The 24854-nt window shown below is 70.0% G+C and carries 24 protein-coding genes; 15 read left to right on the top strand and 9 right to left on the bottom strand.

All coding sequences use genetic code 11. The annotated features are described in order from the left end of the window. The first annotated feature begins 194 nt into the window (after nt 1-194). Complete coding sequence (locus RCR19_RS16965) at nt 195-410, top strand: DUF397 domain-containing protein (protein ID WP_252125716.1); 216 nt, start codon at nt 195-197, stop codon at nt 408-410. Between the two features lie 124 nt (nt 411-534). Here the strand turns inward: RCR19_RS16965 and RCR19_RS16960 are convergent, their stop codons facing one another. Further along, the gene (locus RCR19_RS16960; protein WP_331265912.1) at nt 535-1044 is read right to left on the bottom strand and encodes an ATP-binding protein; all 510 of its coding nucleotides are present in this window, start codon (nt 1042-1044) and stop codon (nt 535-537) included. Nucleotides 1045-1370: 326 nt separating this feature from the next. Here RCR19_RS16960 and RCR19_RS16955 point away from each other — a divergent pair, with 326 nt between their 5' ends. The 6 genes from RCR19_RS16955 to RCR19_RS16930 all read left to right on the top strand — a co-directional run bounded on the left by RCR19_RS16955 (nt 1371) and on the right by RCR19_RS16930 (nt 6984). Further along, a complete protein-coding gene (locus tag RCR19_RS16955; protein WP_331269464.1) occupies nt 1371-2207 on the top strand; it encodes a helix-turn-helix transcriptional regulator in 837 nt (278 codons plus the stop codon). Between the two features lie 135 nt (nt 2208-2342). Further along, on the top strand, nt 2343-3803 hold the full coding sequence (locus RCR19_RS16950) for an aldehyde dehydrogenase family protein (RefSeq protein ID WP_331265911.1): 1461 nt from the start codon (nt 2343-2345) through the stop codon (nt 3801-3803). Nucleotides 3804-3932: 129 nt separating this feature from the next. After that, nucleotides 3933-4481: a DinB family protein gene (locus RCR19_RS16945; protein WP_331265910.1), complete on the top strand. Its 549-nt coding sequence runs from the start codon at nt 3933-3935 to the stop codon at nt 4479-4481. Between the two features lie 25 nt (nt 4482-4506). Next, entirely contained in the window at nt 4507-5148 is a 642-nt protein-coding gene (locus RCR19_RS16940) for a PadR family transcriptional regulator (protein ID WP_331265909.1), read from the top strand. 73 nt (nt 5149-5221) lie between these two features. Continuing rightward, nucleotides 5222-6178, top strand: coding sequence for an ATP-binding cassette domain-containing protein (locus RCR19_RS16935; protein WP_331265908.1), 957 nt, complete (start codon nt 5222-5224; stop codon nt 6176-6178). A 77-nt stretch (nt 6179-6255) separates the two neighbouring features. Further along, nucleotides 6256-6984 carry an ABC transporter permease gene (locus tag RCR19_RS16930; RefSeq protein ID WP_331269463.1) on the top strand — a complete coding sequence of 243 codons (729 nt, stop codon included), beginning with the start codon at nt 6256-6258 and terminating at the stop codon, nt 6982-6984. Between the two features lie 56 nt (nt 6985-7040). On the opposite strand, the gene RCR19_RS16925 is transcribed toward RCR19_RS16930, so the two are convergent. After that, nucleotides 7041-8453, bottom strand: coding sequence for a glutamate decarboxylase (locus RCR19_RS16925; protein ID WP_331265907.1), 1413 nt, complete (start codon nt 8451-8453; stop codon nt 7041-7043). 641 nt (nt 8454-9094) lie between these two features. On the opposite strand from RCR19_RS16925, the gene RCR19_RS16920 reads away from it, so the two are divergent. Continuing rightward, the gene (locus tag RCR19_RS16920; RefSeq protein WP_331265906.1) at nt 9095-9853 is read left to right on the top strand and encodes a MerR family transcriptional regulator; all 759 of its coding nucleotides are present in this window, start codon (nt 9095-9097) and stop codon (nt 9851-9853) included. Nucleotides 9854-10088: 235 nt separating this feature from the next. Then, nucleotides 10089-11267 carry a VTT domain-containing protein gene (locus tag RCR19_RS16915; RefSeq protein ID WP_331265905.1) on the top strand — a complete coding sequence of 393 codons (1179 nt, stop codon included), beginning with the start codon at nt 10089-10091 and terminating at the stop codon, nt 11265-11267. A gap of 46 nt (nt 11268-11313) precedes the next feature. Here RCR19_RS16915 and RCR19_RS16910 read toward each other — a convergent pair whose 3' ends face one another. Beyond that, nucleotides 11314-13074: a threonine/serine exporter family protein gene (locus tag RCR19_RS16910; RefSeq protein ID WP_331265904.1), complete on the bottom strand. Its 1761-nt coding sequence runs from the start codon at nt 13072-13074 to the stop codon at nt 11314-11316. Nucleotides 13075-13203: 129 nt separating this feature from the next. After that, on the bottom strand, nt 13204-13695 hold the full coding sequence (locus tag RCR19_RS16905) for an inorganic diphosphatase (RefSeq protein WP_059133642.1): 492 nt from the start codon (nt 13693-13695) through the stop codon (nt 13204-13206). A 79-nt stretch (nt 13696-13774) separates the two neighbouring features. Between RCR19_RS16905 and dacB the strand changes: the two genes are divergently transcribed. The 6 genes from dacB (at nt 13775) to folE (ending at nt 21622) form a co-directional block, all read left to right on the top strand. After that, nucleotides 13775-15397: a D-alanyl-D-alanine carboxypeptidase/D-alanyl-D-alanine-endopeptidase gene (dacB, locus tag RCR19_RS16900; RefSeq protein ID WP_331265903.1), complete on the top strand. Its 1623-nt coding sequence runs from the start codon at nt 13775-13777 to the stop codon at nt 15395-15397. Nucleotides 15398-15489: 92 nt separating this feature from the next. After that, nucleotides 15490-16614 (top strand): zinc-dependent metalloprotease, encoded by a 1125-nt coding sequence (locus RCR19_RS16895; RefSeq protein WP_115975984.1) that lies wholly within the window; start codon nt 15490-15492, stop codon nt 16612-16614. 191 nt (nt 16615-16805) lie between these two features. Continuing rightward, entirely contained in the window at nt 16806-17834 is a 1029-nt protein-coding gene (tilS, locus tag RCR19_RS16890; protein ID WP_059133645.1) for a tRNA lysidine(34) synthetase TilS, read from the top strand. Between the two features lie 229 nt (nt 17835-18063). After that, nucleotides 18064-18624: a hypoxanthine phosphoribosyltransferase gene (gene hpt, locus RCR19_RS16885; RefSeq protein WP_331265902.1), complete on the top strand. Its 561-nt coding sequence runs from the start codon at nt 18064-18066 to the stop codon at nt 18622-18624. Between the two features lie 221 nt (nt 18625-18845). Next, nucleotides 18846-20870 carry an ATP-dependent zinc metalloprotease FtsH gene (gene ftsH / locus RCR19_RS16880; protein ID WP_331265901.1) on the top strand — a complete coding sequence of 675 codons (2025 nt, stop codon included), beginning with the start codon at nt 18846-18848 and terminating at the stop codon, nt 20868-20870. A gap of 146 nt (nt 20871-21016) precedes the next feature. After that, complete coding sequence (gene folE, locus RCR19_RS16875; protein ID WP_331265900.1) at nt 21017-21622, top strand: GTP cyclohydrolase I FolE; 606 nt, start codon at nt 21017-21019, stop codon at nt 21620-21622. Nucleotides 21623-21641: 19 nt separating this feature from the next. Here the strand turns inward: folE and RCR19_RS16870 are convergent, their stop codons facing one another. The 5 genes from RCR19_RS16870 to folP all read right to left on the bottom strand — a co-directional run bounded on the left by RCR19_RS16870 (nt 21642) and on the right by folP (nt 24840). Then, complete coding sequence (locus RCR19_RS16870) at nt 21642-22127, bottom strand: DUF3180 domain-containing protein (protein WP_331265899.1); 486 nt, start codon at nt 22125-22127, stop codon at nt 21642-21644. Between the two features lie 84 nt (nt 22128-22211). Beyond that, nucleotides 22212-22823 carry a 2-amino-4-hydroxy-6-hydroxymethyldihydropteridine diphosphokinase gene (folK, locus tag RCR19_RS16865; RefSeq protein WP_331265898.1) on the bottom strand — a complete coding sequence of 204 codons (612 nt, stop codon included), beginning with the start codon at nt 22821-22823 and terminating at the stop codon, nt 22212-22214. Continuing rightward, nucleotides 22820-23179, bottom strand: a complete 360-nt coding sequence (gene folB / locus RCR19_RS16860) for a dihydroneopterin aldolase (protein WP_331265897.1) — start codon at nt 23177-23179, stop codon at nt 22820-22822. Before folB ends, folK begins: the two co-directional genes overlap by 4 nt. Before the next feature lie 300 nt (nt 23180-23479). Beyond that, the gene (locus RCR19_RS16855) at nt 23480-23983 is read right to left on the bottom strand and encodes a nuclear transport factor 2 family protein (RefSeq protein ID WP_331265896.1); all 504 of its coding nucleotides are present in this window, start codon (nt 23981-23983) and stop codon (nt 23480-23482) included. Continuing rightward, nucleotides 23980-24840 carry a dihydropteroate synthase gene (folP, locus tag RCR19_RS16850; RefSeq protein WP_331265895.1) on the bottom strand — a complete coding sequence of 287 codons (861 nt, stop codon included), beginning with the start codon at nt 24838-24840 and terminating at the stop codon, nt 23980-23982. Before folP ends, RCR19_RS16855 begins: the two co-directional genes overlap by 4 nt. Between the last annotated feature and the right edge of the window lie 14 nt (nt 24841-24854).

The following is a 24854-nucleotide window of genomic DNA, read 5'->3' as shown; positions in this document are numbered from 1 at the left end:
GGCAGCAGTCAGGCAGTAGTCAAGGGACTGTAAAAGCTGTAACCGCAGGAACACCCCCCGTGCACGTGCATTTGCGCATGCAGCTGCATGTGAACGGAGCTATGATCCGGGACAGTTGACCACTGCATCAATGGCCACACCAGCCAAATGCACCGTTCGGGGAGCGACCTGTGGACCACGACGTGTACAACGGCATGGCTGCCGCGGAGCTGAGCGGAGTGGCCTGGCAGAAGAGCCGGCACAGCAATTCGCAGGGGTCGTGCGTGGAGTTCGCGCGGCTGCCCGGGGGAGACGTGGCGGTACGGAACTCGCGCTTCCCCGACGGGCCCGCCCTGGTCTACACCCGTGCGGAGATCGAGGCGATGCTGCTGGGCGTCAAGGACGGCGAGTTCGACCATCTGATCGCCTGATGCACCCGGCCCGGGCCGGGTGGAGGTCCCGCGGACACCGGAAACGCGTCCGCCCTGTGGTGCACCGATGTGTCACGGGCCGCAACACGCGTAGAACCGCGACCTCAGAAAAGGACCGCGGCTCTCACTCCGCGCACACCGGCCCGGCCGGCAGCAGGAAGAGCGCCCAGACGACCTTGCCGCTCAGCGTGCCCGCCAGCGGGTGCCAGCCCCAGCTGTCGGCGAACGAGTCGACCAGGAACAGTCCGCGGCCGGACTCCGCCGAGAAGTCGTCCGAGTCGCCCGCGACCGGACCGTCGTGACTGGGATCGCGTACGGCGCACACCAGGCGCGAGGTCCAGCGCATCAGATGCAGCCGTACCGGCGCGTCCTGTTCGTCCGCATCCCGTGCCGACGAGGGCAGCGCATGCCGCAGCGCGTTGGTCACGAGCTCGGAGACCACGAGGCAGACGTCGTCGAACCTATCGCCCACATCCCACTGACCGAGGGTCTTGCGGGTGAACTGCCGTGCTTCGCGCACGGCTTCGAGGCGGGTGGGAAGGGCGCAGGAGGCGGAGTTGGACACGGCCGCGGGATCGAGCGGCGGAAGTCCCTGCCGTAAGGGCTCGAGCATGGTCGATCCATTCGTCCCCATGCGAGGCACTCCCGAGTGTTCGCGGTCGTGGCGATGCAGCGGTGGCGCGGGGACCATGGTTTCGGATGAGCCAGGCAGATGCAAGGGCAGATGCACGTGCACGCGCCGGAATTGGCGGTTCCCGTACCGCTTTCTACTTGTTTCTTCCGACACTTTCTTGCCGCCTGCTTGCGACTTCCTGATGTCTGTCTGTGGATCCCCTTCGACTCCTTTCCGTTTCTGTAACCGTACGAGTACTGCTCGAAGTGTTTTAGTGGCAGACTGCGCGATCTGAAGGACGGTTGGGGAGGCTGACGAACGTGAGCGCTGGGGACTCGAGCGGGTCGGTGGTGCGGCGCATTCTGCTGGGATCCCATCTCCGGCGTCTGCGGGAGGCGCGCGGCATCACCAGAGAGCAGGCCGGCTACTCGATCCGGGCCTCGGAGTCGAAGATCAGCCGCATGGAGTTGGGACGGGTGAGCTTCAAGACACGCGATGTCGGGGATCTGTTGACGTTGTACGGGATCATCGACGAGGCCGAACGAACGTCCCTGCTGTCGCTGGCCAAGGAGGCCAACGTCGCCGGGTGGTGGCACAGTTACTCGGACGTGCTGCCGAACTGGTTCCCGACGTACGTGGGCCTCGAGGGGGCGGCCCATCTGATCCGGTCCTACGAGGTCCAGTTCGTGCACGGCCTGCTCCAGACCGAGGCGTACGCCCACGCGGTCGTCGCCCGTGGCATGAGGGGCGCGAGCGTCGCGGACATCGACCGGCGGGTGGCGCTGCGCCTGGAGCGTCAGAAGTACCTCGTCGCGGAGAACGCCCCGGAGTTCCACGTGGTGCTCGACGAGGCCGCGCTGCGCCGGCCCTACGGCGACCGGCAGGTGATGCGGGGCCAGCTCCAGCATCTGATCGACATCTCGGAACACCCCAACGTACGGCTTCAGATCATGCCGTTCAGCTTCGGCGGGCACTCCGGCGAGAGCGGCTCCTTCACGATTCTGAGCTTCTCCGAGTCCGACCTGTCCGACGTCGTCTACATGGAGCAGCTCAGCAGTGCGCTGTATCTGGACAAGCGTGAGGACGTCGCCCAGTACGAGTCGGCCATGAAGCAGCTGCAGCAGGACAGCCCCGGACCGGACGAAAGCCGCGATCTGCTGCGGGGCCTGCTCCAGCTTTCCTGAGTGTCCGCACAGAGTGCTTCGAGGTGTTCCCCAACTCCTTTTGGACATGCGTACGATGACGCGAGATCAGACCGTGTCGTGATCATTGGCAGGTGAACGGGTGTCTGCTTCGGCTGCAAGGGATTGAGGGATCACATGTCGTCCTACTTCACCGATCTGGCTCGGCAGTTCATCGGCGGTGAGTGGCGCCAGGGCACCGGCTCCTGGGACATCATCGACTTCAACCCCTATGACGGCGAGAAGCTGGCGTCGATCACGATCGCCACGGTCGACGAGGTCGACGAGGCGTACCGGGCAGCCGCGGACGCCCAGCGGGAATGGGCGGCCATCAGTGCGTACGGCCGCCGTGCCGTGTTCGAGAAGGCCCTCGGGATCATCGAGGAGCGCGAGACCGAGATCGCCGACGCGATCATCGCGGAGCTCGGCGGGACCCGGGTGAAGGCCGCCTTCGAGCTGCATCTCGCCAAGGAGTTCCTGCGGGAGTCGATCCAGCTGACGCTGCGCCCGGAGGGCAGGATCCTCCCGTCGCCGGTCGACGGCAAGGAGAACCGCCTCTACCGCATGCCCGTGGGTGTCGTCGGAGTGATCAGCCCCTTCAACTTCCCGTTCCTGCTGTCGATCAAGTCGGTCGCCCCGGCGCTCGCGCTCGGCAACGGCGTCGTCCTCAAGCCGCATCAGGAGACGCCCATCGTCGGCGGTTCCCTGGTCGCCAGGATCTTCGAGGACGCCGGGCTCCCGGGGGGTCTGCTGAACGTCGTCATCACGGACATAGCGGAGATAGGCGACGCGTTCCTCGAGCACCCGATCCCGAAGGTCATCTCCTTCACGGGCTCCGACAAGGTCGGCCGCCACGTCGCCACCGTCTGCGGTTCGCTGTTCAAGCGGTCCGTCCTCGAGCTCGGCGGCAACAGCGCGCTCGTGGTGCTGGACGACGCGGACGTCGACTACGCCGTCGACGCCGCCGTCTTCAGCCGGTACGTGCACCAGGGCCAGGTCTGCATGGCCGCCAACCGCGTTCTGGTGGACCGCTCGCTGCAGGCGGAATTCACCGATAAGTTCGTCGCCAAGGTCAAGTCCCTCAAGGTCGGCGACCCGCGGGACCCGCAGACCGTCATCGGCCCGGTGATCAACTCCTCCCAGGCCGAGGCGGTCTCGGGCGTCGTCGACCAGGCCATCGCCGAGGGCGCGATCGCGCTGGTGCACGGCAGGACCACCGACAACCTCGTCGAGCCCTCGGTGCTGACGGGGGTCCCGGCCGATTCCGATCTGTTGCGGCAGGAGATCTTCGGTCCGGTCGCCTTCCTCATCCCGTTCGACGGCGAGGAGGAGGCCGTGCGGATCGTCAACGACACACCGTACGGACTGAGCGGTGCCGTCCACACCGGCGACATCGAGCGCGGTGTCGCCTTCGCCAAGCGGATCGACACGGGCATGTTCCATGTGAACGACGGCACCGTCCACGACGAGCCGCGTGTCCCCTTCGGCGGGGAGAAGCACTCGGGCGTCGGCCGGCTGAACGGCGAGACGACCGTGGAGGCGTTCACCACGCTGAAGTGGATCTCCGTGCAGCACGGGCGCAGCGGCTTCCCGTTCTGACGCCCACCGCCTGTCGGCGATTCCTCGCCCCCTCGGGCCCTTGCGGACAGAAGTCGACCGCAAGGGCCCGTAACTTCATCGGTGCAAGGCAAGGGCGAACCAGCCGAAACCGGTGAAAGGCGGACTGTCATGGTCACTCATGTGCGTGCCGAGGCGCAGGGCGATGAACGCGGGGCACTGCTCTCCTTCCTGGAGGAGCAGCGCGGCGGTATTCGCCGGGCCCTGCTCGGCCTGACCGAGCAGCAGGCCGCGAGCCGGCCCAGTGCCAGCGAACTGACCCTGTCCGGGCTGCTCAAGCACGCCGCCGACGTGGAGCAGGGCTGGATCGCCCGCGCCAAGGGCGAGCCCCCCGCGGTACCGCGGGACGAGTCGAACTGGCACGAGTGCTTCCGGCTCATGGGCGACGAGACGGTCGACTCGCAGCTTGCGTACTGGCGGAAGGTCGCCGACGAGACCGAGGCGTTCATCCGGTCGGTGCCGAGCCTGGACGACACGTTCGCGCTGCCGAACGACCCGTGGTTCCCGCCGGACGAGAGCGTCTCGATGCGCTGGCTGCTGCTCCATCTGATCCGCGAGACCGCACGGCACGCGGGTCACGCGGACATCGTCAGGGAGTCGCTGGACGGGAAGACGGCCTTCGAGCTGGTGGCCATGGAGCAGGGCACGTCCTGGGGCTGATCTCAGGCGTCCTACGCTGGAGCGCATGTCAGCGATCCGCCTCCTCGTGCTGGGCGCCGTCCGTCAGCACGGGCGGGCCCACGGCTACCAGGTGCGCAACGACCTGGAGTACTGGGGCGCGCACGAGTGGTCCAACGCCAAGCCCGGCTCGATCTACCACGCCCTGAAGCAGATGGCGAAACAGGGACTGCTGCATGCGCACGAGGTCGCCCCGTCGACGGCCGGCGGCCCGCCCCGCACCGAGTACGAGATCACGGACAAGGGGACCGAGGAGTTCCTGCGGCTCCTTCGTGAGTCCCTGGTCGCGTACGACCAGAAGATGGACATCCAGTCCGCGGCCATCGGTTTTGTCGTCGACCTGCCGCGGGAGGAGGTGCTGGACCTGCTGAGGGAGCGGACCCGGCGGATCGAGGCATGGCGGGCCGCCGTCACCGAGCACTACATCCCCGAGGACGGTCCCGGACAACTCGGCCACATCGGCGAGATCATGAACCTCTGGGTCCACACCGCGGACTCCGACGCGGCTTGGACCCGGGGGCTCGTCGCGCGGATCGAGGGCGGGGCGTACTCCTTCGCGGGGGAGGGGGAGCCGTTCGTGGGCGTTCTGACGGAGGGCCAGGAGAACCCGTACGCGACCGGGGAGCCGCATCCGGGGGACGCGGGCTAATCAAGTTTGACCAATGCCCCTGATCGCGTTACCTTCCCTCGGTAGTCAAGTTTGACTAGCGAAGGAGCGACGGGTGGCCGAGACGGCGATCACTGTCGAAGGGGTACGCAAGAAATACGGTGGCGCACCGGCGCTGGACGGGCTCGATCTGCTGGTCCGGCGCGGCACGGTGCACGGGGTCCTCGGTCCGAACGGCGCGGGCAAGACCACCCTGGTCCGCATCCTGTCCACCCTGGTGCGGCCGGACGACGGCCGGGCCGAGGTGGCCGGGCACGACGTGGTGAAGGGCGCCCGGCAGGTGCGGTTCCGCATCGGCCTGCTCGGACAGCACGCGGCCCTGGACGAGGAGCTCGGCGGCTTTCAGAACCTGGAGATGTTCGGCCGCCTGCACCATCTGGGCGCCCGTGGGGCGCGGCGGCGCGCCGCCGAACTCCTCGTGCGCTTCGGCCTCGAGGACACCGGCCGCAAGGCGGTCAGGCAGTACAGCGGAGGCATGCGGCGCCGCCTGGACCTCGCGGCGTCCCTCATCACCGAGCCCGAGGTGCTGTTCCTGGACGAGCCGACGACCGGTCTCGACCCGCGCGGCCGGGCCGAGGTGTGGTCCGCTGTCCGCTCACTGGTGGGCGGCGGCACGACGGTCCTGCTCACCACCCAGTATCTCGAGGAGGCCGACCAGCTCTCCGACCGCATCTCGGTCGTGGACCACGGCCGCGTGATCGCCGACGGCACGGCCGGTGAACTCAAGGCCCGCCTCGGCGGCGACCGGATCGACGTCGTGCTGCGCGACGGCGGCCTGCTGCGTGCGGCCCGCTCCCTGTGGCCCCTGCCCGAGGAAGAGGTCTCGGTCGACGCGGACCGGCGCCTGCTCAGCGCTCCGGTCACCGACCGCATGGCGGCGCTCTCCGGGGTCGTACGCGCCCTGGAGGCGGCCGGCATCGAGGCGGAGGACATCGCCCTGCGCCGCCCCACCCTCGACGAGGTCTTCCTGCATCTCACCGGCGCGGACCGGAATGTGAAGGAGGCCGCGTGAGCACGACCTTCGCCCACCGGGGCCCCGCCAGCCCCGCTCCCGTGCCGGGCGCGCACGTCCTCGCCGACTGCTGGACCATGACCCGCCGCGAGCTCGCCCACTGGGCCAGGCAGCCGGTCCAGGTGCTGGTCGGCCTGGTCTTCCCCGTGATGCTGCTGCTGATGTTCGGCTACCTGGTCGGCGGCGGCCGCGGTGTCACCGGCGACTACCTCGACTACCTCGTCCCCGGGATGCTCGCGCTCACCATGGCCTTCGGCCTGGAGGGCACCATGCTCGCCGTCACCAGGGACCTGGACAAGGGCGTGATCGACCGCTTCCGGGCGATGCCCATGGCCGACGGCGCGGTGCTCGTGGGCCGTGCGACCGCGGACATGCTCCAGTCCGTGCTCGGTCTGGCGGCCCTGACAGGCGTGGGGCTCGCGCTCGGCTGGCGTGTGCACAACGGGATCCCCGCGTTCTTGGGTGCCGTCGGCCTGCTGCTGCTGTTCCGTTTCGCGATGCTGTGGATCGGGATCCACCTGGCGCTGGTCGCGGGGAAGCCCGAGCTGGTGCAGGCGGTACAGATCCTGGTCTGGCCGGTCGGCTTCCTCTCCAACGCCTTCGCCGCTCCGGACTCCATGCCCGGCTGGCTGGGCACGGCGGTCCAGTGGAACCCGATGTCCCGCACGGCGACGGCGGTACGCGACCTGCTCGGCGGGCCCGGCGGCGAGGCCGGGCACGTCTGGGCCGCCGTCGTCTGGCCCCTGGCGCTGCTGGCGGTCTTCTTCCCGCTGGCGGTGCGCAGGTTCGGACGGCTCAACGGGTAGCCGTACGGCGGTCCGACGGCCGCTCGCGCCGTGGGCGTGGGCGGCCGTGCGGGCCCTCAGTGATGGAAACTCGTGGCCTTCTGCTTGTCGCGGGTCCATGGGTGAGGCTGCCGCCGCAGTGCCGGAAGCACCCGGTCGAGGTCCTCGAGGAACAGGGCGGCGAGGTCCGTCGAGAAGCCGTTGCGGCACACGATCCGCAGCACGCACAGGTCCTCGCGATTGGCCGGGAACGTGTATGCGGGGACCAGCCAGCCGAACTCGCGCATGCGCCGGGACAGGTCGAAGACGTCGTACGCCTGCACATCCGGGGCGGTGGTGAAGGCGAAGACCGGCAACTGGTCGCCGCGGGTGAGCAGTTCGAAGTCGCCCAGCGCCTCGATGCGGTGGGCGAGCCCCTGCGCCACGGTCCGCGCGGCCTGCTGGACCGCGCGGTAGCCGTCCTGGCCGAGTCGCAGGAACGTGTAGTACTGCGCCACGACCTGGGCGCCGGGCCGGGAGAAGTTGAGCGCGAAGGTCGGCATGTCGCCGCCCAGATAGTTGACCCGGAAGACCAGTTCCTCGGGGAGGGCCTCCTGGTCCCGCCACAGCGCCCAGCCCACACCCGGGTAGACGAGGCCGTACTTGTGGCCCGAGGTGTTGATCGACGCGACCCGCGGCAGCCGGAAGTCCCACACCAGGTCCGGGTCGAGGAAGGGCGCGATCATGCCCCCGGACGCGCCGTCCACGTGCACGGGGATGTCCAGGCCCGTGCGCTCCTGAAGGTCGTCCAGGGCCGCGCACAGCTCGGCGATCGGCTCGTAGGATCCGTCGAAGGTGGATCCGAGGATGCCCACGACGCCGATCGTGTTCTCGTCGCACAGGTCGACGGCCGCCTGCGGGTCCAGATGGAACCGGTCGCCCTCCATGGGCACCTGGCGCGCCTCGACCTCCCAGAAGTTGCAGAACTTGTCCCAGCAGACCTGCACGTTCACGCCCATGACCAGGTTGGGGCGGGCGTCCGCGGACGGGTAGCGGTTCGCGTTGCGCCGTGCCCAGCGCCGCTTCAGCGCCATTCCGGCGAGCATGCAGGCCTCACTGGAGCCGGTCGTCGAACAGCCCACCGCGGACTCCGGGTCCGGTGCGTTCCACAGATGGGCGAGCATGGCCACACAGCGGCGCTCCAGCTCCGCCGTACGCGGGTACTCGTCCTTGTCGATCATGTTCTTGTCGCGGCACTCCGACATCAGCCGGTCGGCCTGGTCCTCCATCCACGTGCTGACGAACGTGGCGAGGTTGAGCCGGGAGTTCCCGTCCAGCATCAGTTCGTCGTGGACCAGTTGATATGCGACCGAGGGCGGCATCGGCCCGTCGGGCAGCCGGTGCTTGGGCGGCGCCTGGTTCATCTCGACGACCGGGTTGGCCTCCCCGAAGAAGGGGTTCATCGACATGGGGCGCTCTTCGGGCTTCCCCGGGCCGGTGTGGAGCGGCATCGTGTCTCGTCTCCCATCACGTCGGTGCAGTACACGTGCGATTCCTGCGGAATCCAGCCGTCCGGATCACTCGATCCGGACGTCCTGATGGTTCATCGGGCCTGCGGGGCCGCCGGTTCACCGGCCGCCGGCGTATCACCCGTTCGCGCGGCTCCGGCCCCTCGACTGCTCTGTGCCGGACGCTTGGGGCCCCTTGCTGCCTGTGTCCTCCTCCCGCTGCTCCATGGGTTTCCCGCCGCCCGCCGACTCATGGATGCCCCGCCGCCCCGGGATGTGCTCCTTCGCGGTTCACCGGACGGCGGCTGCGTCCGGCCGAATCCGGGAGCGCCGGGCGCCTGCCGGCGATCACCCGACTGGGCCGGCCGAGTCCGGGGGCGGCCAGGTACAGCAGACTGGCCCCGGCGCCGACGACGAGCGTCAGGAGGGACCAGCGGCAGCAGTCGCCGCACGGGGGTCGCCGGTCCGGCGGTCGCCCATTGCGCGGTGCCCTGAGCCACGGGCACAGTCCAAGGGCGTGAATCGGGCAGAACGCCCCTGGCCCGCAGGCCGTCGCAGGGGGCACCCCCGCACCCGGGGACGGGGCTTGCACCTCACGCGACGTGAGGACCCAGTCTGGTGCGCGTACCCAGAGGGGAGCGGAAGTGAGCCACTCGGTGGGCCAGGTCGCCGGATTCGCCGGCGTGACCGTGCGCACGCTTCACCACTACGACGAGATCGGCCTGCTCGTGCCCGGTGAGCGCACCCACGCGGGCCACCGGCGTTACGGCGACGCGGACCTCGACCGGTTGCAGCAGATCCTGTTCTACCGGGAGCTCGGCTTCCCGCTCGAGGAGGTCGCCGCCCTGCTCGACGACCCGGACGCGGACCCGCGTGTGCATCTGCGCCGCCAGCACGAACTGCTGACCGCCCGGATCGAGAGACTGCAGAGGATGGCGGCGGCCGTGGAGCACGCCATGGAGGCACGCGCGATGGGCATCAACCTCACGCCCGAGGAGCGGTTCGAGGTCTTCGGGGACAAGGACCCCGAAGCACACGCCGAGGAGGCCGAGCGCCGCTGGGGCGGCACCGAGCAGTACGCGGAGTCGCAGCGACGCGTCGCCCGCTACACCAAGGACGACTGGAAGCGCATGCAGGCGGAAGTGGCCTCCTGGGGCGAGCGTTACGTCGCCCTGATGGCCGAAGGAGAGGAACCGTCCGGCGAGCGGGCCATGGACATGGCCGAGGAGCACCGGCAGCACATCAGCAACTGGTTCTACGAGTGCTCCTACGACATCCACCGCGGGCTCGGCGGGATGTACGTCTCCGACGAGCGGTTCAAGGAGTTCTACGACTCCATGCGGCCGGGCCTCGCCGAGCATCTGAGGGACGCGATCACGGCCAACGCGGCCCGCCACGCCTGACGGGCACCCGGCCCGGGGGCGGCCCGCCCCCGGGCCGGGAGCGCCGCCGTCGCGGAACCGGCGCCGTGCCCCGGGTGACCTTGGCCACCACCCGTGTGCCCCGGCCGTGCACCGTGCGTGCCGGGGCCACCGGTGGAACCTGGTGCGGAAACCGTGCGTTGATAGCTTTGTGCGGCCACCGTCGTGCAGGCCCCCCAGGGCGCCGCACTTCCTCTCACATCAGGAGCCCGGAACCGTGACGACGCTTGCCCTCGGACCGAGCTGGCTGGATCCGAACACCCTGCTGGACAACTTCGGCATATGGGGACTGCTCCTCGTGGTCTTCGCCGAGTCGGGCCTGCTCATCGGGTTCTTCCTGCCGGGTGACTCGCTGCTGTTCACGTGCGGACTGCTGATCACCTCGAACCAGCTGGACTTCCCGCTGTGGGCGGCCATCGTCCTGATCTGCGTCGCCGCGATCCTGGGCGACCAGGCGGGCTATATGTTCGGCAAGAAGGTCGGACCCTCGCTCTTCAACCGGCCGGACTCCCGCCTCTTCAAGCAGGAGAACGTCACCAAGGCCAACGAGTTCTTCGAGAAGTACGGCCCCAAGTCCCTGGTCCTGGCGCGCTTCGTACCGGTCGTGCGTACGTTCACGCCGATCATCGCCGGCGTCAGCGGCATGAAGTACCGCTCGTTCCTGACCTTCAACGTCATCGGCGGCGTCCTGTGGGGTGCGGGCGTCACCCTGCTGGGCTCCTGGCTGGGCAAGATCGACTTCGTCAAGAGCAACATCGAGGCGATCCTGATCCTGATCGTCCTCGTCTCGGTGGTCCCGATCGCCATCGAGTTCCTGCGCGCCCGCTCCAAGGCCAGGAAGAACCCGAACCCGGACCAGCCGGAGACGCCGGCCTGGCAGCAGCCGGCGCAGGGCGTGCAGCAGCCGCCGGTCATGGACGACGCGACCACCCGGCTGCGCCCGGTCGCACCGGCCTACCAGGACCGCGGCCAGTACCCGCCCTACGCCGACCGGAGCCGGGCCCACCAGCGGAACCAGCAGCCGTACGACCCGAACCAGGGCCACGACCCGTATCAGGGCCACGACGCGTATCAGGGTCACCCGGGCCAGGGCCACGACGCGTACCAGGGCCACCCGAACCAAGGCCATGACGCGTATCAGGGCCACCCGGGCCAGGGCCATGACGCTTATCAGGGCCACCCGGACCGCGGCTACGACGGACACCAGGGCTACGACCCGGCTCCGGGCCATGACGTGCACCAGGGTTACGACCAGAACCAGGGCCAGGGCCGTCCGTACGCCCAGCCGTCCCCGCACCAGGGCCGTGGGCCGCAGCAGCAGCCGTACGACACCGACTCGACGTACGGGCAGCAGCCCCAGCAGTACCCCTACGGCCAGGGCTACCCGCAGAACTGACCCGCGCGCGTGCTCCCGGGGGACCGTCCGGCACGGCTCCCCGGGTTCAGAATCCGCGCGTCCGCTTGGCCGCCCGCCGTCCCCTGGCGGAGCCCACGCGCAGGAACAGCCGTGAGATCTCCGACCCCAGGTTCACGCCGATCGCGATGGCCATGGCGAGCGAGGCGGCCTTGGCCAGCGAGACCAGCCCCTTGTCCAGGTTGTTCTGGGCGATCGACAGCAGCCCGAAGTACGTCGCGGAACCGGGCAGCAGGGGTCCGATCGCCGCGGTCGTGTACGGCAGCGCGGACGCGAACCGGTAGCGCGAGAGCAACTGCCCGAACAGACCCACCAGACCCGCGGCCACGGCGGTGGAGGCGACCGGCGAGAGCCCGCCCGGGTAGTGCATGGCCCCGTACACGGTCCAGGCCACACCCCCGTTGAGGGTCACCCAGAGCACGGTGGACCGCTCCTGCTGGAGCAGCACGGCGAAGGTCAGGGACAGCAGCATGGACGCGCCGATCTGCACGACCGGCCGCTCGGAGAGGTTGAGGGCCGCGTCCGGATTCAGCTGGGCGCCCAGCTTGACGCCGAAGTACAGGATCACCAGGACGCCGATGACGATGCCCACGAAGAAGTACATGACCTCCAGCAGGCGTGCCGCCGCGGTGATGTAGAAGCCGGTCAGTCCGTCCTGGACGCCCGCCACGAGCGCCCGCCCGGGCAGCAGCGCGAACAGACCACCGGTGATCACCGCGGACGCCTTCACGTCCACCTGGGCGACCGTGAGCGCGACACCGATCGCGGCCGGGGGCATCGCGGCCACCGTGAACTGGTAGAACTCCGGCAGCCCGCGCCCCGCGCACAACCAGGCCAGCCGGTCGCCGAGCATCGCGCCCAGCGCGGCCGCGATGAACACGATCGCATCACCGCCGACCAGCACGGAGGCCGCACCGGCGAGCAGCCCGCTCGCCCCGGTCAGCGCCCAGCCGGGGTAGGGGTGCCGATTGCGGCGGATCTCGGCGAGCCGCCGGTAGGCCTCCTCCAGGGAGACCGCCGTCTCGGGGTCGCTGAGGTCGTCCACGAGCCGGAACACGGCCGCGAGACGCGTGTAGTCGGTGCCGCGGCGGCGGACGGTCCGGGAGGCCGTCACCGGGTCGTCGACCAGGGACGGCTGATACGTGATCGACAGCAGTGTGAAGGTGGCGGTGGGCTCGCAGCGGTCCAGGCCGTATGACCGGCAGACCGCGAACATGGCCGCCTCCACGTCCTCGGCCCCCTCGCCGCCCGCCAGCAGCAGTTCGCCGATACGGAGCGTCAGGTCGAGCACACGCGGCACGGCGGGCCCCGACTCGTCGTCCTTGTGCACCGGCTCCGGGGCGGGCCGCTCGGTCACCGGCATGCGCAGCATCGTGCGCATCCGGTCCTGCCAGGGCGCCTCCTTGGTCAGCCGGACCGCGGGGATCCCGGAGGGCGGTGTGAACGCGGGCGGGGCCTGCCCCGAGGTGTACGTGCTCGGCCGGCTGAAGGCCGACCCCTCCGGTTCGGCGAGCTGCTGCGGGGTCTCCATGCCCTTCGGCAGGGCGAACTCCGATGTCGTCTCCGGCTCCGCACCGGTCGCGTGCGGCACATCGAGGCCCACGGGGACGGCGAACTCGGAGGTCGTGGACGAGTCGGCGACGGTCGGGGGCGGCGTGCGCAGGCCCTCGGGAAGGGAGAACCCGGATGTCGTGGACGGATCGTCCTCACCGCCGCGCCCGACGGGTGCGAACGTGCTCCTCGCCTGGTCCGACCGCGGCTTGCGGTCCTCCGCGTCCGGCTCCGCCACCAGTTCCCGTCCCGCCTTTCGTAGTCGTGCTTTCCCTGCTTACCGCCCTACGCCTCAGTATGCGCACGAACGCGAACGGGCCGCGCCACCCCCATCGGGGTCACGCGGCCCGCAGGACGGCAGCAGGGGTCAGTGACCGCCCTGCTCCTTCAAGCGCTTGTACGAGCGTTCGATCTCGGCCTCCGCGTCCGCGCGGCCCACCCAGTTGGCGCCCTCGACGGACTTGCCGGGCTCCAGGTCCTTGTAGACCTCGAAGAAGTGCTGGATCTCCAGGCGGTCGAACTCGGACACGTGGTGGATGTCCCTCAGGTGCTCCACGCGCGGGTCGGAAGCCGGCACGCACAGCAGCTTGTCGTCGCCGCCGGCCTCGTCCGTCATACGGAACATGCCGATGGCGCGGCACTTGATGAGACAGCCGGGGAAGGTCGGCTCCTCCAGGATGACCAGGGCGTCCAGCGGGTCCCCGTCCTCGCCGAGGGTGTTCTCGACGAAGCCGTAGTCGGCCGGGTAGCTGGTCGAGGTGAAGAGTCGACGGTCCAGGCGGATCCGACCGGTCTCGTGGTCCACCTCGTACTTGTTCCGCGAACCCTTCGGGATCTCGATCGTGACGTCGAACTCCACCGGTGGCTCCTCCATGATCAACACATAGTTCTGGTGGTTAAGTGTCCCTCACGCAGGTGTGTGATCGCGAAAGGGGCTGGTGGTCGTGCCGGAGCTGAGGGCCTGGCGGGCCGCGCGACCGCGTGTGGCGCGGGTAGCGCGTGCCGTGAAACCGCGTATCGCGCGCGTGGCCAGGACCGTGAAACCCCGTGCGCGGCGGATCACCGGGGCCGCGAGACCGCGCGTGACACGGATCACCCGGGTGGTGACACCGCGTTCCGGAGGCCTCACCACCCCGCAGGTGACGGCGATCGCCGTCACCCTGGGCCTGGCGCTCGCGGTCTGGACCGCGACCGCTGCCGGTCCCTGGGACTCCTCGGGTCAGCGTACGGCCGAGCGCGACCGGGCCGCAGCGTGGGACCGCGAGGGTGGCACAGATCACGGACGCCGTACCGGGCGGGCGGCCGACGCCCCCGTCGCCGCTCCCAGCGCCGCGCCCGTTCTGGCCGGAGTCGGCGCCGCCACCACCAAGTCCGCGCCGCTCGGGCAGCCCCTGAACGTCGTCCTGGACAGGCTGCTCGGCGACGGTTCCCTCGGCCCGAGGCGCACCGCGGCCGTCGTCGACGTGGCCACCGGCAGACAGCTCTACGACAAGGGTGCCGATCAGGCGCTCACCCCCGCCTCCACCACGAAGATCGCCACGGCCGTCGCCGTGCTCTCCGCGGCCGGCACCGACCACCGCCTCACCACACGCACCGTGCTCGAGCCCGGCACCGACAAGGTGGTGCTGGTGGGCGGCGGCGACCCGACCCTGACCGCCCGCAGGAAGACCGACGGCTGGGCCGGTCTGCGCACCCTCGCCGACCGGACCGCCGCGGCGCTGAAGAAGCGCCAACTGGCGTCGGTGAGCCTCTCGTACGACACCTCGCTGTTCGCCGGTGAAGCGCTGCACCCGATCGGCGTCAACCCCAATCTCGCGCCCGTCACCGCCCTGATGGCCGACGAGGGCCGCACGGACGGCTCCACCAGCGGGCCGGCCCCGCGCAGCGCCGCCCCGGCGGCCGACGCGGCCCGGACGTTCGGGGACCTGCTGCACGAGCGGGGAATCCGCACCTCGGCCCCCGGCGCCTCCGGCGCGAAGGCCTCGGCCCGCGCCCAGACCCTCGCCTCGGTCCAGTCCCCGCCGCTGTCCGCCGTGGTCGAGCGGATGCTGACCAACAGCGACAACGACATCGCCGAGGCCCTCGCCCGGCAGACCGCCGTCGCCACCGGCGGACAGCCGAGCTTCGCCGGGGGCGCGGCCGCCGTCGCCGACCGGCTCCGCAAGCTCGGACTCCCGCTCGGCGGTGCGCAGTTCCACGACGGCAGCGGTCTCGACCGCGAGGACAAGCTCACCGCCGGCCTGCTGACGTCCCTGCTGGCGAGCGCGGGCTCACCGGCGCACCCCGAACTCCGACCGGTCCTGACGGGGCTGCCGGTGGCCGGGTTCACGGGAACCCTCAGCGATCGCTACGAGGAGGCGGCCGAGCGCTCCGGCATCGGCGTCGTACGAGCCAAGACGGGCACCCTGACCGGCGTCAACACGCTCGCCGGGACGGTGGTCGACGCCGACGGGCGCCTGCTGGCGTTCGCGTTCCTGACGGACGGCTCGATGGACCAGACCTCGGCCAGAGCGGCACTGGACCGTACGGCGGCGGCACTGGCGGGCTGCGGCTGCAGTTGACAGCCGCACCATCGGCCCCAGGGGCCCGGATTCCGGGCCCCGACGGTGTCGCACCCTCTCCGCGCTCGCGCACGAGCACGTACCGTTGACGCATGACGAGCATCGGTGGTGCCCAGATGGTCGACTGGAATCTCGCGGTGGCGACCGCGACGCGGCTCGTACGGCCGGGCCCCGAAGTGAGCCGCGACGAGGCACGGGCCGTCGTCGCGGAGCTGCGCCGGCACGCCAAGTCCTCGGAGGAGCATGTCCGGGGCTTTACCCGGATGGGCGAGGAGGGTGTGCACGACACCCCCGTGCTCGTCGTCGACCGCCCCGGCTGGGTCCGGGCGAACGTCGCCGGGTTCCGGGAGATCCTCAGGCCCCTGCTGGACAAGATGCAGGAGCGGCGCGGCAGCACGCCCGGCGGGGCCGTGCTCGGCGCCGTCGGCGGCAAGGTCACCGGCGTGGAGCTGGGCATGCTCCTGTCGTTCCTGTCCTCCCGGGTCCTCGGGCAGTACGAGACCTTCGCGCCCGCCACCCGCGAACTGCCCGCGGGTGAGAACGGCGGCGGTCGCCTCCTGCTGGTCGCGCCGAACATCGTGCACGTCGAGCGCGAGCTGGACGTGCGCCCGCACGACTTCCGGCTCTGGGTCTGCCTGCACGAGGAGACGCACCGCACGCAGTTCACCGCGGTGCCCTGGCTGCGCGACCACCTGGAGGGCGAGATCCAGTCCTTCCTCGCGGAGACCGAGATCGACCCCATGACGGTCCTGGAGCGCATCAGGGAGGCGGCGCAGTCGCTCGCAGGCGGCCGCCCCGAGGGCGAGGAGGACGACGACGGGCGCTCGTTCGTGGAGCTCGTCCAGACGCCCGCCCAGCGGGAGATCCTCGGCCGGCTGACCGCGGTGATGTCCCTCCTGGAGGGCCACGCCGACTTCGTGATGGACGGCGTCGGCCCCGATGTGGTCCCGTCCGTCGCGGAGATCCGCGAGAAGTTCCAGCAGCGCCGTGCCAAGGGCGCCTCCCGGCTCGACCTCGCCCTGCGCAAACTGCTGGGCCTGGACGCCAAACTCAGGCAGTACCGCGACGGCGAGCGGTTCGTGCGGGCGGTCGTCGAGCAGGTCGGCATGGACGGTTTCAACCGGGTGTGGACTTCCCCGAACACCCTCCCGACCAAGGCGGAGATCGCCAAACCGGCGGACTGGGTCGCGCGGGTGCACCGAAAGGCGGACTCGTGAGCCTCGCGCGAGCGTAGGGAAATGAATCAGGCCTTCGGCAGGTGAACGCCTCGCCAATCACCCGTCCGAGGGACCGTGGGGCATGGGTAGGCGTGCGATGCTCGGGGAACGGCCCGTTTCTGTCACCATTTACACACTCTGAGTGACCGGCTTCGGGTACACCCCCCGAAAACTTCAGAAGGGAACCGGACATGGGTCCCCATCCTGCGGTCGCGGCGATACGCCTGGCGGTGCGCCGCGTCCTCCACGACATCCTCACCGAGGCGTCCACCGAGCACACCAGGGCTCGGGTCCACGAGCGTCCGTTCGCGCCGCTCGTGCTCGTGGCGTGCTCGGGTGGCGCCGATTCCATGGCGCTCGCCTCCGCCCTGGCCTTCGAGGCGCCCAAACTCGGCATCCGCGCCGGCGGCATCACGGTCGACCACGGTCTGCAGCCCGGCTCCGACCTGCGCGCGGAGGAAGTCGCCCTGCGCATGCGCGAGCTCGGACTGGCCCCGATCGAGTCCATCGCCGTGAGCGTGGGCCGCGACGGCGGCCCCGAAGCAGCCGCCCGGGACGCGCGCTACGCCGCCCTCGACGCCGCGGCCGAACGCCACGGCGCCGCCGCGATCCTTCTCGGACACACCCGCGACGACCAGGCCGAAACCGTCCTGCTCGGTCTCGCCCGCGGTTCCGGGATCCGCTCCCTGTCGGGAATGGCCGCGGTCTCGGGGGCCGGCGGCCGTTACCGCCGCCCCTTCCTGCACCTCGACCGGCACACCGCGCGCAAGGCCTGCATGGAGCAGTCGCTGCCCGTCTGGGACGACCCGCACAACACCGACCCGGCCTACACGCGCTCGCGGCTGCGCCACGAGGGCCTGCCCGCCCTCGAGAAGGCGCTCGGCAAGGGCGTCGTCGAGGCCCTCGCCCGTACGGCGCAGCTCTCCCGCGACGACGCCGACGCCCTCGACGCCTGGGCCAGCCAGGTGGAGACCTCCGTGCGCGACGCCTCGGGCCTCCTGGAATGCGCCAAGCTCTACGCGCTGCCCCCGGCCGTCCGCCGCCGGGTGCTGCGCCGTGCCGCCATCGAGGCGGGCGCGCCGGCCGGCTCGCTCTTCGCCCGTCACATCGAGGAAGTCGACCGCCTGATCACCGGCTGGCGGGGCCAGGGAGCCATCAATCTCCCGGGCAAAGTGGTCGCCCAGCGCCAGGGTGGCAGACTGGTGATTCGGCAAGGCTGAAACGGCGCCGCCTGCGGGAGGCGCCAGGTCACACCTCCGGGAGGGACCGGTCAGCCGGGCGAGCGAGCCGAAGGGCGCGTCGCTGCCGAAGGGAGAGCGCGCTCAGGCCGCGCGGGGCGCAGCGGACACGCTGCCGCCGCGGCGCGGACGACCGGGTACGGCCGACCGCCGAGGGCGGCGCCGGCATCCCGGAGGCGAGCGGGCGACAAGTGCGGGACGACCGAAAGTGATGCGGGTGGACGCGAACGACATGGGTGCCGACCTCGAGAAGGTGCTCATCACCAAGGAAGAGATCGACGCGAAGCTGATCGAGCTGGCCGCGAAGATCGACGCGGAGTACGCGGGCAAGGACCTGCTGATCGTCGGCGTCCTCAAGGGCGCGGTGATGGTCATGGCCGATCTGGCCCGGGCACTGTCCACCCCCCTCACCATGGACTGGATGGCCGTGTCCTCCTACGGCGCGGGCACCCAGTCCTCCGGAGTCGTCCGGATCCTGAAGGACCTCGACACCGACATCAAGGGCAGGCACGTCCTGATCGTCGAGGACATCATCGACTCCGGCCTGACGCTGTCCTGGCTGATCTCCAACCTCGGCTCGCGCGAGCCCGCCTCCCTCAAGGTGTGCACGCTGCTGCGCAAGCCCGAGGCCGCCAAGGTCGCCATCGACGTCCAGTGGGTCGGCTTCGACATCCCGAACGAATTCGTCGTGGGCTACGGCCTCGACTACGCCGAGAAGTACCGCAACCTCCCGTTCGTCGGTACGCTCGCCCCCCACGTGTACGGCGGCTGACCCCTCGGGTTCGGCCGTGCTCCACGACGACGGAACCCCCAGGTCCCGGCACTTTCGAGAGGCTCGGGAACCCCAGGGGGTCCCGCGGCGTTGGAGCATGCGTGGACGGTATGCCCGCGGTCCCCTGCGGCTTCGGGTGACAATCCTGGGGTACCGTCAGAAGAACTGTCTTTATCAAACTCACTATGGCAGGAGGGACGGGGCGGCTCCGCTCCGTATGGATGGACGTGAAGCGATACTTCCGTGGGCCGGTCATGTGGATCGTGCTGGCCGTCCTTGCCGTGGTCGTGTTGATGCAGGTCGTCGGCTCTTCCGGCGGCTACAAGACGGTGGACACCGGCCAGGTCGTGGCGGCGATCAATGACAACAGGGTCCAGTCGGCCAAGCTGACCACAGGCGACGAGCAGACCATCAAGGTCTCGCTCAAGGACGGCGTGAAGGTCGATGGCAGCTCGAAGATCCAGGCGAGCTACATCGGCGACCAGGGCGTGACCCTGGCCAACACCCTGCAGGACAAGTTCCAGAACAAGCAGATCCCGGACGGCTACACGGTCGCGCCGTCCAAGCAGAACCCGTTCGTCGGGATCCTGCTCTCCCTGCTGCCCTTCGTGCTCATCGTGGTCGTCTTCCTGTTCCTGATGAACCAGATGCAGGGCGGCGGCTCCCGGGTCATGAACTTCGGGAAGTCCAAGGCGAAACTCATCACCAAGGACACCCCGAAGACGACCTTCTCGGACGTCGCGGGTGCGGACGAGGCCGTCGAGGAACTCCAGGAGATCAAGGAGTTCCTGCAGGAACCGGCCAAGTTCCAGGCCGTCGGCGCCAAGATCCCCAAGGGTGTGCTGCTCTACGGTCCTCCCGGTACGGGCAAGACGCTGCTCGCGCGTGCCGTGGCCGGCGAGGCGGGCGTCCCCTTCTACTCGATCTCGGGTTCCGACTTCGTCGAGATGTTCGTCGGTGTCGGTGCCTCCCGAGTCCGTGACCTGTTCGAGCAGGCCAAGGCGAACGCCCCGGCGATCGTCTTCGTCGACGAGATCGACGCGGTCGGCCGTCATCGCGGCGCCGGCCTCGGCGGCGGTCACGACGAGCGTGAGCAGACCCTGAACCAGCTGCTCGTCGAGATGGACGGCTTCGACGTGAAGGGCGGCGTGATCCTCATCGCCGCCACGAACCGCCCCGACATCCTCGACCCGGCCCTTCTGCGCCCCGGCCGCTTCGACCGCCAGATCGCGGTCGACCGCCCGGACATGCAGGGCCGTCTGGAGATCCTCAAGGTCCACCAGAAGGGCAAGCCGGTCGCTCCGGACGTCGACCTGTCGGCCGTCGCCCGCCGCACGCCGGGCTTCACCGGAGCGGACCTGTCGAACGTGCTGAACGAGGCGGCGCTGCTCACGGCCCGCAGCGACCGCAAGCTCGTCGACAACCAGATGCTGGACGAGGCGATCGACCGTGTGGTCGCGGGCCCGCAGAAGCGGACCCGGATCATGTCGGACAAGGAGAAGAAGATCACGGCGTACCACGAGGGCGGTCACGCCCTGGTCGCCGCGGCCTCGCCCAACTCCGACCCGGTCCACAAGATCACGATCCTGTCCCGCGGCCGTGCCCTCGGCTACACGATGGTGCTCCCGGACGAGGACAAGTACTCCACGACCCGCAACGAGATGCTGGACCAGCTGGCCTACATGCTGGGCGGCCGCGCGGCCGAGGAGCTCGTCTTCCACGACCCGACGACGGGTGCCGCGAACGACATCGAGAAGGCCACGACCACGGCCCGGGCGATGGTCACGCAGTACGGCATGACCGAGCGTCTCGGCGCGATCAAGTTCGGCGGGGACAACACCGAGCCGTTCCTCGGACGTGAGATGGCTCACCAGCGCGACTACTCGGAAGAGGTCGCCGCGCTGGTGGACGAGGAAGTCAAGAAGCTCATCGAGAACGCGCACAACGAGGCCTGGGAGATCCTGGTCGAGAACCGCGACGTGCTCGACAACCTCGTTCTGGCCCTTCTGGAGAAGGAGACGCTGGGCAAGGAGGAGATCGCCGAGATCTTCGCCCCCATCGTCAAGCGCCCGCCGCGGCCCGCGTGGACCGGTTCCTCGCGTCGCACTCCGTCCACCCGCCCGCCGGTGCTCTCCCCGAAGGAGCTCGCACTGACGAACGGGGCGAACGGCGCGACCCCGGCGATCGCCAACGCGACGGAGTCCGTCTCCACGGAGAAGGCTCCGGAGGACCGCCGGGAGAGCTGAGGCACCGCCCTCCCGTGGGCCTCGCCGAGGCCCGGAATTTCGACCGCGCCCCCCAGGGTTCTAGCCTGGGGGGCGCGGCATTTCCATGGGGCCGCACATGAGACGCGTGATCCGTGCGCGTCACAGGCGCAGGAACGAGGCACCAGATGACCGACCCGGTGACGCTGGACGGCGAAGGCACGATCGGCGAGTTCGACGAGAAGCGTGCGGAGAACGCCGTACGGGAACTGCTCATCGCCGTCGGGGAGGACCCGGACCGGGAAGGGCTCCGCGAGACCCCGGGGCGGGTGGCGCGGGCGTACCGGGAGATATTCGCGGGGCTGTGGCAGAGGCCCGAGGACGTCCTGACGACGACGTTCGACCTCGGTCACGACGAGATGGTGCTCGTGAAGGACATCGAGGTGTTCTCGACCTGTGAGCACCACCTGGTGCCGTTCAGGGGCGTCGCCCACGTCGGCTACATCCCCGCCACGAGCGGGAAGATCACGGGGCTTTCGAAGCTCGCCCGGCTCGTGGACGTCTTCGCGCGCCGGCCCCAGGTGCAGGAGCGGCTCACGACGCAGATCGCCGACTCGCTGATGGAGATACTCGAGCCGCGCGGTGTGATCGTCGTGGTCGAGTGCGAGCACATGTGCATGTCGATGAGGGGCATCCGCAAGCCGGGCGCGAAGACTCTGACCTCCGCCGTGCGCGGTCAGTTGCGGGACGCCGCCACGCGCAACGAGGCGATGAGCCTCATCATGGCGCGCTGAGTCCCCTGCCCGGCACCGGCTAGGAGACCGGCGCCGTGCCGTCGTTGTGCTCGTCGTCGTCCGGGAGCTTGCAGACGCGCTCCAGGAAGAAGGCCGCCGCTATGACGGCGATACCGGCCAGTACCGAGAACCCGGCGTAGATGGCCTGGTCCCGGCGGGTGGGGATGTCCAGGGATTCCAGGAGGAAGACGCCCGTGCCGCCGTACATGCCGGCGACCAGAGCGGCGACCAGGGCGCTGGCCTGTCCGAAGACGACGGCCCGGGCCGCCATCAGCGGATCGACGCCCTTGGCGCCGGGGCGGCGCTCCCGCTGGGCCTTGAGACGGGCGCGGAGCGAGAGCGCCGTGGCCATCAGGACCACGGCGATCAGGGCGAGGACGATGGGCGCGGCCAAGGGGACCTTGGGCAGCGTGCCCACCGAACTCCACAGGCGGGCACCCGCCCAGGAGAGCACTCCGGCCACCACGAACACCGCTGCCAGCGTCCTGATGCGCAGCTCTTTCACGATGCCCCTTCGTCGGCCCGAACGCCCGCCCCTCGGGACGGTGGTGGCACGGGGAGGGATCCCCGGCCCGGTAGACCTTAACGACTACTCGGGCAGCCTGAGTTCCAGGTCGGCACGGGCGGTGACGCCTTCTTGGGTGACGGCAGTGAGCAGCTCCGCCACCGGGCCACGGCCGGGAAGCAGGGCCGCGGGGTCCAGGTCGTGCCACGGGGCGAGCACGAACGCCCGCTCGTGGGCGCGCGGGTGCGGCAGCGTCAGCACCGGGTCCTCGGAGACGACCTCCGCGTAGGAGACGATGTCGACGTCGAGGGTGCGCGCACCCCAGCGCTCCTCCCGCACCCGGTGGAAGGCCTCCTCCACGGCGTGGGCGCGCTCGAGGAGCGAGGACGGCGGCAGCGTGGTCTTCACGACGACCACCGCGTTGAAGTACGTCGGCTGGCTGCCCGGGTCCACGCCCCAGGGCTCCGTCTCGTACACGGGCGAGACCCCCTTGACGCGGACGCCCGGGGTGTCCTCGAGGGCGTCGATCGCGCCCTGGAGCGTCTCCAGGCGGTTGCCCAGGTTCGCTCCCAGGGCGATCACCGCCCGCTTGGGGTTCTGCAGGGTGGTGTCGGCGGCGTCCACGCGCTCCACCACGGAGGCGGGCACCGGCTGGACGGTCGGGTCGCTCTGACCCCCGGTGAAGAAGGCGCTCATACTCGGCTCCGCGTGATGGTGACGGTCACATCGTCGAAGGGGACCGTGATCGGTGCGTCCGGTTTGTGGACGCAGACCTCGACCTCCCGGACCGGTGCGTGCTTGAGACAGGAGAAGGCGATGCGCTCGGCGAGCGTCTCGATCAGGTCGACGGGCTCCCCTTCCACCAGGGCGACGACCTCCTCCGCCACGACGCCGTAGTGCACGGTCTTCGTCAGGTCGTCGTCGGCCGCGGCGGGCCGTGTGTCCAGGCCCAGGACGAGGTCCACGATGAAGGTCTGGCCCTCCTCGCGTTCCTTGGGGAACACGCCGTGGTGCCCACGGGCCTTCAGGCCGCGCAGCGCGACACGATCCACGCGAATCACTCCTGCAATCGTCGACAGCGGCAGGCATTCACCCAGTGCGGTCGGCGCACCGGTCCGGAACGAATCTACCTGCGGACACTGACGTCCCACGGTCGCGGGGGCGTGCGCCCGCGCAATGGCCAGGAGGGTTCATCCGGTGTTTCCCCTGGGGAACAGGGTGGCTCACGAGTCGGTAGCCGCCCATACCTCGGAGGAGGTGATTCCAACCACTATCAGCCGCCTACCCACTCCGGCGGGCCCGCCCACCCCCCTGTTGCGGAGAGGATCGTCCGCCTATGCGAAGAAGGCGCCTTAAGTGGGGGAGTCGTCCTCCTCCTCGTCGTCGCTTTCGGTCAGTACGGGGGAGGCGTGGTGCGACCAGAGCTTCCAGCCGTCGGGAGTGCGGCGGAACAGGTTCGTGGCCACCACGAGCTGTCCGACGAGCGGGCCCAGCTCGTCGCTGTCCTCCGGGGCGGGGCCACCGCTGAGGATGTTCTCGGTACAGGTCACCAGCGCGGTGTCACCGGTCACGGAGACATGGACGTCCGTGAGGAAGAACTGGATGTACTCGGTGTTCGCCATGATCAGCGCATAGGACCTGAGGACCTCTCCGCGGCCGGTCAGGACGGGCCAGCCGGGGTGCACACAGGAGATGACACCGACGTCGGCGGGGTCGTGGTACTGCTCGTCGACACCGAGGTCGGAGGGCGCGAGCCAGAGCGACGACAACTCTTCGAAGTCCCCCCGCTCCATCGTCTCGTAGAAGGTGGTGTTGGCCTGTTCGACCTGTTCCACATCCGTGTGGGCAGTGCTCACCGGGCTCCTTCGATGGCGCGTGCGACGCGTACGGCGTCCGCCGTCGCGCGTACCTCATGGACGCGCACGGCCCATGCTCCTGCGTGCGCGGCGAGAGCGGAGACGGCGGCGGTGGCGGCGTCGCGTTCGCGCGCGGGCGGCGGCGCGCCCCCCGGGCCGGCCAGTACGCGGCCGAGGAAACGCTTGCGCGAGGCGGCCACGAGCAGCGGGTGCCCGAGGCGGTGCAGACGGTCCAGACGGGCGAGCAGGGCCAGATCGTGCTCGCCCTCCTTGGAGAAGCCGAGGCCGGGGTCGACCACGATCCGGTCGGGGGCGACGCCTCCTTCCAGCACGGCCTCCACACGCGCACGCAGTTCGTCGACGACCTCGCCGACCACGTCCTCGTAGACGCCCGTGACGTTGCCGCCCTCCAGGAAGCCGCGCCAGTGCATGACGACGAAGGGGGCGCCCGCCGCCGCGACGACCGGGATCATGGCCGGGTCCGCGAGGCCGCCGCTGACGTCGTTGACGAGGGCCGCCCCGGCGGCGAGGGCCTTTTCGGCGACGGAGGCGCGCACGGTGTCGACGGAGACCGTGACGCCTTCGGAGGCGAGGCCGCGCACGACGGGGATGACGCGCCTGAGCTCCTCGGCCTCGTCCACGCGGGTGGCGCCGGGGCGGGTGGACTCGCCGCCGACGTCGACGAGATCGGCGCCCTCGGTGACCAGGTCGAGGCCGTGCTTGACGGCGGCGGTGGTGTCGAACCATCGACCGCCGTCGGAGAAGGAGTCGGGGGTGACGTTCACGACCCCCATGACCGCACAGCGGTCCCATGTCGGAAGGCCTGCCACCTGGCCCCGCCCGGTCTTCGTGCTCATACGTTCAGCGTAGG

The sequence above is a fragment of the Streptomyces sp. WAC07094 genome, from assembly GCF_036320405.1.
GTDB lineage: Bacteria > Actinomycetota > Actinomycetes > Streptomycetales > Streptomycetaceae > Streptomyces > Streptomyces lannensis.
Note: the sequence above shows the minus strand (reverse complement) of the source record. Positions and strands in the feature narration are given on the sequence as shown.

Bases quoted from the DNA above. Each gene is read 5' to 3' on its own strand.
- RCR19_RS16965 (WP_252125716.1), top strand. From the start codon at position 195: ATGGCTGCCGCGGAGCTGAGCGGAGTGGCCTGGCAGAAGAGCCGGCAC.
- RCR19_RS16960 (WP_331265912.1), bottom strand. From the start codon at position 1,044: ATGGGGACGAATGGATCGACCATGCTCGAGCCCTTACGGCAGGGACTT.
- RCR19_RS16950 (WP_331265911.1), top strand. From the start codon at position 2,343: ATGTCGTCCTACTTCACCGATCTGGCTCGGCAGTTCATCGGCGGTGAG.
- RCR19_RS16945 (WP_331265910.1), top strand. From the start codon at position 3,933: ATGGTCACTCATGTGCGTGCCGAGGCGCAGGGCGATGAACGCGGGGCA.
- RCR19_RS16940 (WP_331265909.1), top strand. From the start codon at position 4,507: ATGTCAGCGATCCGCCTCCTCGTGCTGGGCGCCGTCCGTCAGCACGGG.
- RCR19_RS16930 (WP_331269463.1), top strand. From the start codon at position 6,256: ATGACCCGCCGCGAGCTCGCCCACTGGGCCAGGCAGCCGGTCCAGGTG.
- RCR19_RS16925 (WP_331265907.1), bottom strand. From the start codon at position 8,453: ATGCCGCTCCACACCGGCCCGGGGAAGCCCGAAGAGCGCCCCATGTCG.
- RCR19_RS16895 (WP_115975984.1), top strand. From the start codon at position 15,490: ATGACGAGCATCGGTGGTGCCCAGATGGTCGACTGGAATCTCGCGGTG.
- tilS (WP_059133645.1), top strand. From the start codon at position 16,806: ATGGGTCCCCATCCTGCGGTCGCGGCGATACGCCTGGCGGTGCGCCGC.
- hpt (WP_331265902.1), top strand. From the start codon at position 18,064: ATGCGGGTGGACGCGAACGACATGGGTGCCGACCTCGAGAAGGTGCTC.
- ftsH (WP_331265901.1), top strand. From the start codon at position 18,846: ATGGACGTGAAGCGATACTTCCGTGGGCCGGTCATGTGGATCGTGCTG.
- folE (WP_331265900.1), top strand. From the start codon at position 21,017: ATGACCGACCCGGTGACGCTGGACGGCGAAGGCACGATCGGCGAGTTC.
- folK (WP_331265898.1), bottom strand. From the start codon at position 22,823: ATGAGCGCCTTCTTCACCGGGGGTCAGAGCGACCCGACCGTCCAGCCG.
- folP (WP_331265895.1), bottom strand. From the start codon at position 24,840: ATGAGCACGAAGACCGGGCGGGGCCAGGTGGCAGGCCTTCCGACATGG.